Raw genomic sequence first — 14,042 nt, forward strand, 5'->3', positions numbered from 1 at the left:
CTGTCTTCGGTGAAAATCGCATAAGTGTTTCTAGTACGCGGGTCAACCCCACCTGAAAGCCGCATAGCTCTGGCTTCTTTCGCTTCGATGCTACTCGGAGCCTCCCCGTTTCTTGTTGGAGCGAAGCATGAGGCCATCAACGGAATCCCATGCCAGTATTGCCCAAGCTTTCGGGTTCAAGGCTCGCGCAAGTGCATCCCGGTCAAAGCTTCGTCAAGCGATTCGCGATGAAAGAGAAAACCATCCCTGATCAGCCTGGCGGGGATTGCCCTCACGCTTCCAAAGATCGTCTCCTCCGCTAATTGTCCCAGCAGCAACCGAAATGGCCACGCTGGTAGGCGGAGGCGCACTTTCGAATCAACGGCCCTTCCGATCGCTCGGTTGAGAGCCTCGCTAGTTACTGGTTGAGGAGCAACGACATTTACTGGGCCGTCGATATCACTGGCGTCAACCAGGTAATCGATCACGCGGACCAGGTCTTCCAAGGCAATCCAGCTCACATAACCTTCGCCATCGCCAACAATCGCTCCTAAGCCCATGCGGAAGGCTGGCAACAGCCGGGGAAGCATTCCGCCTTCCGACGCGAGGACGACGCCGATCCGGAGGTGCACGATGCGTGATCTTTTTATCAGAGGTTGCGAAGCAGCCTCCCACGCCCTGCATACCTCGGCAAGGAACCCCTGCCCCGAAAATGATGTTTCATCGAGTACGGTATCCCCTCTGTTCCCGTAGAAGTTGATCCCCGACGCGGATAGGAACAGCCGAGGCGGCAGAGCTGCTGATGCGAGCGCAGCCGCCAGTTCGGCAGTCCCAAGGACGCGGCTCTCCATGATGCGACGCTTCTTTGCAGAGCTCCAAAGCCCCACGACTGGTTCTCCGGCCAGATGGATCACGGTATCGAATCCGCTAACGAGAGCTGGATCGAGCTTTCCTGACCCAGGGCTCCAGAGCAAAGCATCCGCTGTCCCTTTTCCACGGACAAGCGATACGACCACGTCTCCCGCGCGTTGCCGGCTTGCGACCACTGCACGCCCGATCAACCCAGAGGTTCCACTGATGAGGATGCGACGCGCACTTTGCTGCTTGTGCTTGCTCAGCGGAGAGTTCAGTGTCATGTTGCTTACTCTGGCTCAGATGCCGCCCACTTGGATAATCGCTTATGCCGTTCTTGGCGACGGTCATCGACCTGCAATTCCCAGAATAATAGCTACTCCACCACAATCAGACGTTGCGAAGGCCGAGTCACAGCGACATACATCATCTGCTGGGCTTCGAGAAGATTAGTCCGTTCGCGCCTGCGGATGTCTTGCAGGTCGAGGAAGACTGAACCGAACGTCCCACCTTGAGCTGTGTGTACCGTGAGCGAGTAGATTGACTGCAGCTTCGCCACGCTTTGCTGAAACTCTTGAAGATGCATCCAGCGGACTCGTGACTCGGCGGCCTCGTCCCTGATTCGAGAAATAACCTTCTGGAATTCACCGTCATCCGCAGCTATGTGAACGGTTTTCTCCTCTCCGTCCGTATCCCGGAGCCGAATCAGCCATGTGGGTATCGTGGCGGTCCACTTCGCCACGTCCTTCGCCTCCTCAAATTCGTGGCTAACAGTGCTCCTCTCAATTTCCAACACCTTCGCTTCCTGATTGTTAGCGAAGACGAGAGCTTCGTCGACGATGACGGGGGCACGGAACAACGCACTCTCACCAGGCATGAACGGAGTGGGGATGTCGTCGCCATAACGCCAACGACGGATCCTCTCGTTCACTTCACGCACGCGTGCATTCGTCCATGCGAGGTAGCGGAAGCTGTCGGGGTCCGCTTCGAACTCTTCCGAGGTGAACGCCTTCTTCATCCAACGCTGTGCGGCTTCAGCCGGCAGAAAGATACCTTGCTTGTCCTCATTGGAGGACGACACGCACCATGACAGATCCGCTTGGCCGCCCTGGCTGGCACGGATGATACCGGCCGCAGCCAGAATTGGATTCCCTGCTGCTTGCCGCACGATCGTGGTTAGGTGTGAGCGGCTCTCGATCGCAAATGTCTCGCTTGCGACTTCGCCGACCGGCGGCAGCTGAGCGGGATCACCTACGAATAGCACGAAGGCATTGGGCAGGTGCCGCTTGATATGGCGGTAGAGATCCGCAGAGACCATGCTGCACTCATCGATAACCACCACGTCGGCAAGGACCGGCTCCGCATCGCGGTCTCTTGCGAACTCCATGCGCTCCGTGTTCGGCTTTGGGGTCAAACTGAGGACGCTGTGAATGGTGCGGCAAGGCACACCAGTAATCTCAGCTTCCGCCAGCTTACGCGCGAGGACGGCTACTGCTTTATGCGTAGGCGCGGTAAGAATCACACGGCGGCTCTTCGCCTTCATGTTTATCGTCAGCCGCTGCATGAGGTATGTCTTGCCGGAGCCGGCGTGGCCGGTCAGCAGGTAGGACTCGCCAGGCTTGCATGCCGCTTCTATGTTTCTCAGTGCCTCGGCCTGATCCACCGTAAGGTTGGGATCTATCGGGCTCTCAATGACCGGACAAAAAGAAGACGCGTCCTCTCCTGCGGGTGCAGGACATTCGGATTCCTTCCTCGCTTGAGGTGGACTGAAGAACGTTCCCTGTGACTCCAGCTCCTGCTTCGCAGCAGCCGACATCCTGCGCCAGCGCCGCGCTGCACTCTTTCCCTTTGAGTCCGGATCGATCACCCTCTGTTGACTGTAAATGCCTTCGGCCGAATGCGTGCTAAGGCAGCTGCAAAGCGGTATTGATCTGCCAAAGCGCCTGAACACTCGAGTGTGAAGGCTCTTGTTGTCCTGGCAGTCACATTCACGACTGTGTCCCTAGCGACGGCTTCCGTGCATCTTGAACCTGAGAAGGCTTCATCAGCCAAGGACCTCGCGGACGGCACTCTGTTTCGTCAACCGTAAACCGAACCTCTCCCACATTTCCGGTCTCATCCGTCTTCACATCCGGAATCAAGGGCCGGCCAACGATCAAGGTTATGCCATTCTTCACCACGCGACCGTGCAAGGCTATCTTCTTGAGATCTTGAAAGTTCAAATCGAGAGTCATACGTCTCCTAAGCACCGGGAAATCTGCGCAACACTTCATTGAGAATGGTTCTTGCCAGGCTTACACTCTGACCGACGGAAGAGAGAAGCCGTGGCGTCGGTTGGGCGATGTCTTCCCTCGCTAGCCGAACCGCGACAATGATGGCCGCGGCGATGACGACAGTGGAGACAAACTTCGCATTGATTCGCGCCTGCTCTTCCCGCGCCTCTCTCCTTGGCATTGTCCCCATGATCAAAGTATAGGAGAATAAAAAGCGAAACTGCAACATCGGCCTGTGGAACACGGCATGTCCGCGAGATCTGCATCGTGTGTCCTGTTTAGGACCGCGATGATCAGGTGCCTGCAATTGGAGGAAGTATGAGAGCGTATGAAAGGCCCCGCACAAGCGCAAAGCTTCAGTGATCGATCACTGCATTATCAATGTCGAATCCTTAGCGGACTGGCTGAATCTAGGGCATGATCAAAGGCAAGTCGCCAGGATGTTTCACTGCCAACTGCTCGGCCTTAACTGCTCCTCGGCACGTATCAGCCCTAGGCACCATCACCATGAGGTCTGCCTCGGTTGCCGGGCCTCTTGAAAGAGATCACGTTGGCGATAAGTTGATCGCCAGTCACGTCTGGCAGAGCAACTCGGAATTGATGTGAAAGATGCTTGGGTTAATGAAGACCGCCCGGTTCCTGCCCGATTGCTTAGCTTGGTACAGAGCTTGATCTGACATTCTGCGCAAAGAGGCTGAGTCGGTTCCATCAGCAGGGTAAAGGGCACCTCCGATACTGATCGTCAAAGGAATCTGAGTTCCTTGGATGGAAACAGTCTCCTGGAATAGAAGCAAGAGTTCACAGGCAATTTCGGACGCAGTCTGGGGAGCGCGAAGACTGCCGACGATGAGAATGAACTCTTCGCCGCCGATGCGGGCGATCACATCCAACTTTCGGACAGTCCCGCGAAGACGGCTCGCAACAATCTTGAGGCACTCGTCGCCAACAATGTGGCCGTGCGTATCGTTGATCTTCTTGAAGTAGTCGATATCAATCGTAAAGACCGCGGCAAGTGTGTGCTCTGCGGCACAGACTTGCAAACAATGCGTGATGTGCTCTTCCAACATTAGCCGATTCGGCAAACCTGTCAGATAGTCGTGCTGTGCTAGATGACGAAAGCGATCTTCACTTTGACGAATGACATTGGTCTGGTGCTTGACCCGATTCCTCAGAATCACGACCCAAAGGATGATTGCGATGGTTAGTCCCATGAGCGCAGCGAGCATCGCCAAAGTATGCGCTGCTGTCCACCACGATGCTCTGCTCAGAATGACGATGTCCCGCGCGGATTTCATCAAGATTTCGAAGGAGACCGGACTACGGTCCAGATCTGCATGTACGACGCAGATACCTGTGAGCAGAAGCAAGCTCCCGATAGCTGTAACAGATGCCGAGTCCCTGCCCGACAGTGGTAGTGATGCCTCGAAGACTTCGTTGCCGTCGCGAAGGATCAGAACTCGCTTGCTTCCTGCAATGTGGCTCTCCTCGACCAAGCCTTGTATCTGCACAAGCTGCTGATCGTAGGGAACTTGATAGAAGTCTCCGTTTTGCGTAATCACGTTTCTGGCTTCAATCCGCAATGGAACGACGGGGATCGCCGGTCCGCGTTCCCGTATAAGTGCATCTTCAAGAAACGGACCGTACTCACCTACGACTGGAAAACCGACCGCATCCACTTGACGGTCTGCTCCGATGAACTGCGCAGCGATGGCATGAATTCTAATCCCGTCGTTCCCGTTCTGCAGGTAGATCCCGCGATCAGAGCTCTGATAGGTAGAGACTCCACTAACCTTGACGCGATGCTGGGCCTGTCCAAACTGAAGCGCGTTGCCGATTGGCATCGCCGGCCCTGCGAATGTGTCTGTTCGTGCAGCCTCTAGCACTTTCATAAACTTTGGCGATGGGACATAGAGGTCAAGACCGACAAACTGCTTTTTTTGATTGAAATCCGTGGCACAAACACCGCGAAGACGTATCCTTGCGTCAACTAGATGTGCAATGTCCACACCGGCAAAGTCTTGCAGCAGCACATTGACAGACCCGCCACCGATATCCAGACGCAGGTCGAGAAGTGTGTGCTCGTCCACCTCCTCAACTTTGGCGGTGTGAACGATTCCTTCGATTTCGACCCACTGGCTGTCTTGGGCGCCGCCGAACAGGTCCCCGTACGTGAATCTGTGTGTAGGTGGCGGAGGACTGTGGCCCGTGACTGTCACTTTCGAAGCGAGAACGACTGGCGCAAATAAACCTGGTCCACTGGTTCCAACTATCTCGACCATATCGCCCGCATGCACATCAGCGGAGTCGGTGCGATCAACAGAGATGCCGCCTGTAGGGTCTTGAAAGAAGAACGAGTTCTTGTAACCAGAGAGATCCGTCACGATGCCGGTCAGTTTGACAGGAATGAGTCGCTCGGCTTCAGCAGAGCTGAGGTGCCGGAGCTGCTTAACTTTATCGAGGCGAGGCTTGGTGCTCCTCATCTTTGCGCCTGACTCCAAGAGAGAAGCATGCGTCTCCTTGCTAGCACGCGCGACGGCGCTGGAACTCAGAATTCCGCGAGGCATGGGATAAGACTCCGCAACGCCGATCATGCAGGGCAAACATCCAAACCAGAGGAATAGGCTCGCCACTACGACAACACGCAAGAATGCTGAAGCTTCATGCCCAGTGGCGTTGTCTTGCAGCTGCAAGCTCCGAGTTTGGTCTGGGGCAGCTACAAGATCCCATCCCGGGATCGACTCCCCAGGTCTACATCTTCGACGACACGCAAAGCGCATTCTGTTCCGTGACCTCCCTGGAAACTCCGTACGCGTGGCCGCCGATCCAACCATTTCGGGTCCCGAAGTCAAATCCACACTCAGATCGCTGAGGACCGCGTATGAATGGATATCCAGTCCTTGACCTCGTGTCTGCGAAGGTCTACGTCAGCCTTTCGAACAAAGCTAATCAGGGGAAACAGTCGTAGTTTGCAGTCAGTGATGAGCGAAAGACGGAGCCGTACCGCAATTCCTTCAGCAGCAACGGTACAGGCAAGAGGCCATGAAACTCTGTACCGAATGCCACTTAGCACTTGCAACTTCCGTTCGGACACGTGACATGTATCACAATTCACATTGCGTCATGTCGAACCGTAGCGGAAGAGATTCATTGCAAACGGTCGAAGCGCTCTTGCTGTCGGAAGATGGCGCCCTAAGCAGCCTTACAGAGACCGGGGCAAGGCTTGCACTCACTGAAGCGATCGGCTCTAACGAGTACGGGGTTGCGGTCAAGGGAAGAGGTGCCCATCACACCGGTGATAAGGTCACGCTTTCATGTCATTGAGCATATTTTGGGCAGACGGCTCTGGAGAGGTAATGCTTTGGCATTGATCCGAGAGGAAGCTGGCAGCTGGTCGCTGAGAGTCGAGTCGTTCAACGCACCGTTACGCAGGGTCTCCAGATGACGCTGGAGGCAAGTGCTATCACAGACGCCGTAGCTACTCCTGATGCGGGCAAGGGATCCCTTCATTGCGCGCTAGTTAGATGGCAGTATCGCATCAAGGCCTCCGCTCCGCGCTTCTTCCATCACGGATTGGCCCCCAGACGGGCAGATTCAGGTCGACGGCTATGTCGATGTGTTGCGGCACTCCGGCCTTCTCTGTCTTTGCTCCATCCTGCTTCGGGTTACTCGTAGATACAGGATCGCGGCCTGCACACGTCCGAGCCATGCTGCATCTAATCCAGGATGTCCGCGCCTTTGCGATCGCCGATCCTCCCCATGCTCGCGAAACGGGTAGAGGAAATTCCTCTGGATGCGAATCCCTGGAGCTTTGAACCGAAGTGGGATGGATTTCGCGCAGTGATCTTCCGCAACGAAAATGAACTTCTCATTCAGAGTCGTGACGGCAAACCACTCGACCGTTACTTCCCTGAGCTCCGCGAACCCCTGCTGGAACAGTTGCCCCAACAGTGCATTCTGGATGGCGAAATCATCATCGCAACGAAGAGTGGCCTCGACTTTGATGCGCTGACCCTGCGCATCCATCCTGCTGCATCGCGTGTGAAGACCCTTGCCGCGCAATCACCGGCCTCGGTAATCTTCTTCGATCTCCTTCAGGTGGAGGGCCATGATCTGTGCAACGAACCCTTCTCCGTCAGGCGTGCTGGACTCGAACGAATCCTCTCTAATGTTCAAGCACCCTTGCATCTCACGCCTGCTACTCGAGACCGAGAGATTGCGAAGGACTGGTTCACGCGCTTCGAAGGAGCGGGTCTAGATGGTGTCATCGCCAAGCCACTCGCTGGACTCTACACACCAGAGAAACGCACCATGCTGAAGATAAAGCATGAACGCGACTGCGACTGTGTCGTGGCGGGCTTCCGGTGGCATAAGGAAAGTGAAGGCACAGCAGTAGGATCGTTACTCCTCGGCCTCTACAACGATGCGGGCAAGCTGCAGCACGCTGGAGTCTGTGCCAGCTTTACGGCGGCCAAACGTGGCGAGTTAGCAGACTTTCTCGCTCCCTATCGCGAACAGGCCTTGGATAAACATCCCTGGGCTGATTGGGCTGACGAAACCGCACAGGCCGGTGGCCGCATGCCGGGCGGCAAGTCGCGATGGAACGCAGGAAAAGACTTAAGCTGGCAGCCGCTGCGTACTGAACTCGTTGTTGAGGTGGCCTACGAACACATGCAGGGAGATCGTTTCCGTCATCTCGCACACTTTCGACGCTGGCGTCCTGACAAGCCAGTCAAGGACTGTACTTACGCGCAGTTGGAAGTCGTACCACCGCAGGAGTTGATGAGCATCTTCCCTGAACGAACATGACACGCCTGTAGTTACGCTTACGAGACATCAGGCTTTCGATTCATCACGTGCCCGTGTTGGGTCATCATTAGGATCAGGTACGCCTTGTGCAGGTCGAGCAGCCTCCGGCACGTGTCGCAGATTGACGCGAATGCGGTACCAAACGTAAGACGAGCCGCGCATACGGTCCACCAGAACGTCATCCGGCGCCAGCAAGGCTGCGACCTCGGGATGTTGCACTCTCCAACGCTCCAGCCCCGCCTCCGCCGCAGCCTTATCCGATGACTGCGCGATCACGATCAGCGGCATGGTCGGTTGTCTGCGCCCCTTCTTCGTAATCGGAGCCGAATTTGGATCATCTTCTTGGCCCTCAGTCTTTACCGTCTTCTTCGTCGCAGAGCCACGCGACTTCGAAGGCTGCACGCGCGCCGGTTCGCCCTCCATCTTGCGGAAGTGGGGAGGCCAAGGTGCGTCGCCGAGACCTTCTGCTTCATCGCGCGCCGCCATCTCCAGCAATGCATCCAGCACGCCCGCGTGTCGATCCATCTCGGCGTGAGGATCACCAATCTTCGCGAAGCGCTCAGGCACGGTGAGCACAGTGAAGTCGGCGGGATCGCATGTCATCACCTCATCCCAGCGCAACGGTGTACTCACACGTGCATCAGGCAGGGGCCTTACAGAATAAGCTGAGCATGTCGTCCGGTCTTTCGCATTCTGGTTGTAGTCCAGAAACACGCCATGCCTCTCTTCTTTCCACCACTTACTGCTTGCCAGCGAGCAGCGTTTCTCGACCGCACGCGCCAGCGCCAGCGCCGCCCTGCGCACTTCGGTGAAGGTCCAACGCGGCTCGATCCTCACATTGATATGTATTCCACGCGACCCGCTTGTCTTGGGCCACGCGATTATGCCCAGATCATCCAGCAGGGACTTCACCTCCATGGTGACAGCGCGCACGTCGGCCCACTCGACACCGGGTTGCGGATCGAGGTCGACTCTCAACTCATCCGGATGATCGAGATCTCCGCTGCGGACCGGGTGCGGGTGCAGCTCCATGCAACCCAGGTTCACTATCCACGCGAGACCAGCGGCATGATCGACAACAACCTCCTCAGCTGTACGCCCCGAAGGAAAGGACAAGGTGACCGTCCGCATCCACTCCGGCAGATCGCTGGGTGCGCGCTTCTGGTAGAACGGCTCTGCTTCCGAGCCATTTACGAAGCGCTTAAGAACGACGGGACGGTCCACGATGCCACGCAAGGCTCCCGGTGCTACAGCCAGAAAATAGCGGACGATATCCAGTTTTGTGAGCTGCACATCCCGTGCAAAGTACGGCTTCATCGGACTGCTAATTCGCACCATACGTCCATCAATCTCGAGCAACTCCGCGTCGTCTGCTTTTGCCATCGCAATCCCCTGCCTGCCACGAGAATTTAGATGCGTCATAAGACGCTATGACAGCGAAGATAAGCCAACAGCGCAGCTGACGGAGAAGGATCACCGCTTTACACCTTGCCGACGATGAAATTCACTCCACGCGCGACCACGCGGTCCCTCGCTTATCGAAGACCTGCAATTCGTTGAGAAAATGCAGCACTTGACCACGAACGCATTCCGGAGCGAATCGTTTGTGCCCGCGGTTTTGGAGCTCAAGGTTACTTCGAGCTGACTGACTCCCTCGTGGGCGTCACCCGCGCGAAGATCTTCAATCAAGTGGGGGGGACAACCGGGGTCTTCACCCGTTTCTCCACGCAAAATTTGAAGCCGGCGACGGTCACTTAAACCGGAACGCGTCCCGTCCCTTCGCAACGCTGCGATAGCGGAATTCTCTGACTAGAGGTCTCCTCGCCACCTCTAACTGTACTGCTTCATCTGGCAAGAATCGTCCGAGGTCTAGTTAGTGCTTCGATACGCGTTCTATACTTCAACGCGTTATCGAGCCAAAGCGCGTTCGCTGTCGCATGACCCAGCGCAGTATTGTCAAAGATCACCCAGGTCTCTCCCGATACCGCTTGTGCCTCAATCAGGTGAAGCTTATCAGCCAGTGTCTCTAACCAGTGCTCTGCGTAGTCTGAGTAGTAGGTGCGCGGAGTCCCGTGAAGACGCCAATAGTTCAGACCTGACCAACCTCCAGGGCGGTCCGCTTGTTCCGACCCCTTTGGTGGATCGGCCGCAACACGAGCAATTTCGAAGCTGCGGAGGAGCCGATCAACATGGCCTTCGAACCAACTAGGATGGCGAGGTTCCAATGCGACCGCGCCGGCATGCAACTCCCGGACGGTCGTGAAAAATTCGTCCGCAAGGCCTGCGTCAAAGGCTAGCTTAGGAGGAAGTTGAATGAGGATCGGGCCGAGCTTGTCGCCGAGACCTCGTATCGCTTCGAAGAACTCCAAAAGAGCCCCGCCCGTTTTATGCAGTTTTGCCGTATGAGTTACCGCTTTAGGTGCTTTCACCGCGAAACGGAAGTCAGGGGGCGTTGTCGCTGCCCATCGTTCCCAGGTCGAGTAGCGATGGGGCCGATGGAAGCTTGAATTGATCTCCACACAACGCAGTCGAGTTGCATACCGTTCAAGGTGGGTGAGCCTCACATCCTCGGCTGTCGTCGCGAAGAGCCCTCCGTGTTGCTTCGGCACGCCCCAACCCGCGGTACCCACCGAGATAGTCATGTAGTTCACCTACGCTACTGAAACTGCTGTGCCAGTGGCGAAGATCACAGGTTCAGCAAAAAATGATGTCATCAGCGCCAAGCTTCTATTTAGACGGTGGCCTGCCGGACCTTTTAGTTTCGGCGTTCTTGCCGGATCTTCTCGCCTTGACCGAGTCCTTGGGACCAGATTTTGCTGAAATCGGCGTATCCGAAAGTATTTCTCGGACCGCGTTGAGATCCGACACATATGCGTGTGAGGGTATCTTGTCCAAGATCTCATCCAGTTCTCGACTCAGGCGAGGCGAAAGTTTACTAGACTGCTTCATCTCATGAGTGATTTCACAGAGAACGTCTTCATACTGCGCGATACAGCGCACCGTATGAAGTAGGGCGTGGAGCCGACCGTAAGCGGTGAGTTGGTCGGGGACGAGGGAGTCGGTCTCATGCTTTGCGGGTAGAGTCTTCTTCGCGGCCATAGTCAATCCATTGGATGCCGAAACAGCAGCTACCTCTTCACCCTTGGCATCTCTTGAACGAATGAAGTGGCAGTTCTCACGTACCGAGGAAGTACAACTTAGGCGTAGAGCCGTTTGGCTTCGCCGAGTCTGAGCAAGTTGAGCTGCGCTTCCGTCAACTCAACCTCTTCGCAGCAGGTTGGAGTGTTCTGCGACCCATACGCGAGTTCCGCCGACCCCTTCAGAGAACCTATTGTTTCCGCATCGAGCTCCGAATGTTCAAGCAGGCGTGTGAACGCCTCGTCATTGTCATAGATCGCTAGGACATGGTCCGATCCGCGAACCGTCGTGGCGGAAACGCGCAGGGTGCCTTGCATCGTCTTGTTGAAAGCCAGCTTGAATAGCATGTTTGTCTCTTTCCCGCCTCAACTTTCAGCGCGGTGTAATGCGTTCGATGTAGCCCATAAAGCCAGACCGGAGATCGTGTCAAAAGTCATCTCTTCCCGGTCTGGAAGTCTCAGTGTGACCGCTTGAGTCTTAATTTTCTCATTCAGGTTCGGCTTGGTTGCCAGCAATACAGCCCAGATGCAAAGGCAGCGCGAGTCGCACAGATAGATCTCGCCGATGTCGTCGGTGACGACATACGATTCGTCCGGGACTTCGACCATGTCGTACGAGCAAATTCGCCGCTTCATCTTTCCGATTCACATCATAGCTGCCAGCCAGGAGTTTGCCTTGCCTCAATCTGTGGCATCACACCGCGCTTGCCCGCAGTGGGCTCGAGCGACCGTCAAATACTGAACCCAATCGGAAGCAATTCCACGCTGCGCTTCCCCGATCGGCATCTCTCCCGATCGGACTTTCGCGGCGAGGTAATTCTCAACGAGATCCTTCTGTTTGAAGTAGCGCTCGCGGAGCGCGACATCGGCTGGACCACACTCCGGCCAGATGTTGCCCATGCCATCCGCGCCGCCGAGTTCCAACGGCACGAGGTGATCCAGCTCACAGGTCTGATTCTTCCCTGAGTTGTCGTCAGGGCGAGGTAGAGCGTACCAGGCATAGGTCTCACGTTTTTGAACTTCGCTGCTTTGGCAGTTGCGGATACACCGCGTCCGCCAGGATGGATCGCTTAAAGTATCAGCGGTGATGCCGGGAACAACACCGCCCGGCGTGCATCGTGGATCCGGTTCCAGGTATCCGCCCCGAAGTCTCGCTTGGCAGCTGCCGTCCGCAGGCCATGTCCACGCAGCAAGGTATTGCGAAGCACAGGTCACACCGAGACTCGAGCAAGCCTCACTCCTCTCTCTTCCATTCTTGGAAGTCTGGCCGGTTCCCGATGTCCCTCTCTCATCGCGCCGCCGATGCTGCTCGACATGCGGCTGTGTCGATTGGTGGATATCGGCGTTCCGCATATCCTTCCGAATCAACGACAGAAAACCGATTCCAAGGACAACAAACACCATTAGGATCACAACTAGGGCAGCACGCTTCATTGCTCTTATCTTAGAGAACGATCACTTCAGTAACTGATTCTCACACTTCAGGGAACTGAGAGAAGCGAAGCGAGGGCGCAAGCCTCCTCCCTGATTTCAGCCGGCGTTGCCGTCTTCCATCACCCTCCTCTGCGGGGACACCCCGCAACGCCCCGAGAACAAGCAACAGCAAAAGCAGAAACAATCCCCGCGCTGGCGCGCAAGCGAGGTAACCAGACCTGCTGATGGACTCCGTCCCTGGCGCGTGCAAGCCGATGGAAAACACTCCGTGCAGCTCCAGGTATTCGCTTCCTCCGGCCTTCGGCTGGCCTTTCAGGCCATGTTTCCCACAGCCTGCACTTGCCGCCCCTGCAGGCGTGGGCCTGGGCCAAGGCGTGACTGTGAGAACAGCCACGACAACACAATCCAAGCGAGGAAACAAAGACCATGAGCAACATCGCCACGATGACACCCACGACCAAGCCCCAGACCTCTAAAGAGGTGATTGCCGCGAACGTTCAGCTACTCATCGAGCAGTTGGAAGCAGGACACAGCGAAGGGTTGACCGCTTATCTCACAGCAATGGGCCGCTTTCATAACTATTCTTTCAGCAACATTCTGGAGATCGCACGTCAGAAGCCAGACGCAACCCGCGTTGCTGGACTTTATGCGTGGAATCAGCTTGGCCGCAAGGCACCGCTCTACGACGTAGGCGATCTGAGTGATCGAGGAATGCTCCCATGCCTCGACGGGATTCCGCGAGATGCTGTAATTGGACGGCTCTCTCTACTCAAGTACCGCAATGCCCGCGGCTCTCACATCTACATCCGCCCATCCGGCGAGCATCGCTACACTGTTCTCGACGATCTCTCCGAGATCTCGCTCGCGAAGCTCATGGCTGACGGCTTCACTCCGTGCGCCGTTGTCGAGACAAGTGCCGGCAACTTCCAGGCATGGCTCAAACACCCGGCAGTCCTTCCGAAGCTTCTCGGTTCCCTCGCAGCGCAGACCTTAGCAGCACGCTACGACGCCGATCCGAGCGCGGCTGGCTGGAGACGATTCGGAAGACTACCCGGTTTTACGAACTGCAAGCCCAAGTACCGCAGACCCGATGGCCTCTTTCCCTTCGTTCGTCTCAAGAGTTGCAGTGGCGAGCAGTATCCGATGGCCGACGCTTTCGCGCAGGAAATTGCAGAACTCAACGAAGAGCGCGAGCAGCAACGTGAGGCAAGACGCCTACAGGCCTCTCTTTCTCCCCGAAGGGGACCGAGGTTGTCGACTCTGTCTCTCGAACGGTTCCGAACCTCCAGCAAATACCACGACCGCCCCGCTGCCGCAGACATCGCGTTCTGTGTCGCCGCTTACGTAAATGGTATGGATCAGGCCCGGATTGAGCGTGCCCTTGAGGACGACTACCTCTCACGCGATCCCAGCCCTTCCAAACGAGCGTCCTACATCCGAAGAACCATGACGAAAGCGAGAGACTGGGCTTTACGTTAGCCATCGCTTCTTCGTATCCCTTTGCCTTCCGTTCCCGAGAGCATTTGAGTTGACTGTTGTAGTTCTGAGCAGGCTACTGCTA

The 14,042-nt window shown here is 56.3% G+C and carries 12 protein-coding genes; 4 read left to right on the top strand and 8 right to left on the bottom strand.

Annotated features, from left to right (window positions below):
* Positions 1-176: 176 nt before the first annotated feature.
* From HDF16_RS25375 to HDF16_RS30355, 4 genes are all read right to left on the bottom strand, one after another.
* Complete coding sequence (locus HDF16_RS25375; RefSeq protein WP_184222919.1) at positions 177-1,115, bottom strand: TIGR01777 family oxidoreductase; 939 nt, start codon at positions 1,113-1,115, stop codon at positions 177-179.
* A 92-nt stretch (positions 1,116-1,207) separates the two neighbouring features.
* Positions 1,208-2,647 carry an ATP-dependent DNA helicase gene (locus HDF16_RS25380; RefSeq protein ID WP_221313165.1) on the bottom strand — a complete coding sequence of 480 codons (1,440 nt, stop codon included), beginning with the start codon at positions 2,645-2,647 and terminating at the stop codon, positions 1,208-1,210.
* Between the two features lie 1,029 nt (positions 2,648-3,676).
* Positions 3,677-5,398, bottom strand: coding sequence for a diguanylate cyclase domain-containing protein (locus HDF16_RS31685; RefSeq protein ID WP_221313166.1), 1,722 nt, complete (start codon positions 5,396-5,398; stop codon positions 3,677-3,679).
* A gap of 1,241 nt (positions 5,399-6,639) precedes the next feature.
* On the bottom strand, positions 6,640-6,810 hold the full coding sequence (locus HDF16_RS30355) for a hypothetical protein (protein WP_221313167.1): 171 nt from the start codon (positions 6,808-6,810) through the stop codon (positions 6,640-6,642).
* A 29-nt stretch (positions 6,811-6,839) separates the two neighbouring features.
* Here HDF16_RS30355 and HDF16_RS25395 point away from each other — a divergent pair, with 29 nt between their 5' ends.
* On the top strand, positions 6,840-7,910 hold the full coding sequence (locus HDF16_RS25395) for an ATP-dependent DNA ligase (RefSeq protein WP_246410088.1): 1,071 nt from the start codon (positions 6,840-6,842) through the stop codon (positions 7,908-7,910).
* 27 nt (positions 7,911-7,937) lie between these two features.
* Here HDF16_RS25395 and HDF16_RS25400 read toward each other — a convergent pair whose 3' ends face one another.
* The gene (locus tag HDF16_RS25400) at positions 7,938-9,293 is read right to left on the bottom strand and encodes a DNA polymerase domain-containing protein (protein ID WP_184222928.1); all 1,356 of its coding nucleotides are present in this window, start codon (positions 9,291-9,293) and stop codon (positions 7,938-7,940) included.
* Between the two features lie 216 nt (positions 9,294-9,509).
* Here HDF16_RS25400 and HDF16_RS25405 point away from each other — a divergent pair, with 216 nt between their 5' ends.
* Entirely contained in the window at positions 9,510-9,668 is a 159-nt protein-coding gene (locus HDF16_RS25405; RefSeq protein ID WP_348641434.1) for a catalase, read from the top strand.
* Positions 9,669-9,754: 86 nt separating this feature from the next.
* Here HDF16_RS25405 and HDF16_RS25410 read toward each other — a convergent pair whose 3' ends face one another.
* The 3 genes from HDF16_RS25410 to HDF16_RS25420 all read right to left on the bottom strand — a co-directional run bounded on the left by HDF16_RS25410 (position 9,755) and on the right by HDF16_RS25420 (position 11,683).
* Positions 9,755-10,552: a DUF72 domain-containing protein gene (locus HDF16_RS25410; protein ID WP_184222930.1), complete on the bottom strand. Its 798-nt coding sequence runs from the start codon at positions 10,550-10,552 to the stop codon at positions 9,755-9,757.
* 555 nt (positions 10,553-11,107) lie between these two features.
* A complete protein-coding gene (locus tag HDF16_RS25415; RefSeq protein ID WP_184222931.1) occupies positions 11,108-11,395 on the bottom strand; it encodes a hypothetical protein in 288 nt (95 codons plus the stop codon).
* Positions 11,396-11,413: 18 nt separating this feature from the next.
* Entirely contained in the window at positions 11,414-11,683 is a 270-nt protein-coding gene (locus HDF16_RS25420; RefSeq protein WP_184222933.1) for a hypothetical protein, read from the bottom strand.
* Between the two features lie 69 nt (positions 11,684-11,752).
* Here HDF16_RS25420 and HDF16_RS25425 point away from each other — a divergent pair, with 69 nt between their 5' ends.
* Positions 11,753-12,013 (top strand): hypothetical protein, encoded by a 261-nt coding sequence (locus HDF16_RS25425; RefSeq protein WP_184222935.1) that lies wholly within the window; start codon positions 11,753-11,755, stop codon positions 12,011-12,013.
* 894 nt (positions 12,014-12,907) lie between these two features.
* On the top strand, positions 12,908-13,960 hold the full coding sequence (locus HDF16_RS25430; protein WP_246410091.1) for a RepB family DNA primase: 1,053 nt from the start codon (positions 12,908-12,910) through the stop codon (positions 13,958-13,960).
* Positions 13,961-14,042 lie beyond the last annotated feature (82 nt).

This window comes from Granulicella aggregans (assembly GCF_014203275.1).
Taxonomy (GTDB): Bacteria; Acidobacteriota; Terriglobia; order Terriglobales; family Acidobacteriaceae; genus Edaphobacter.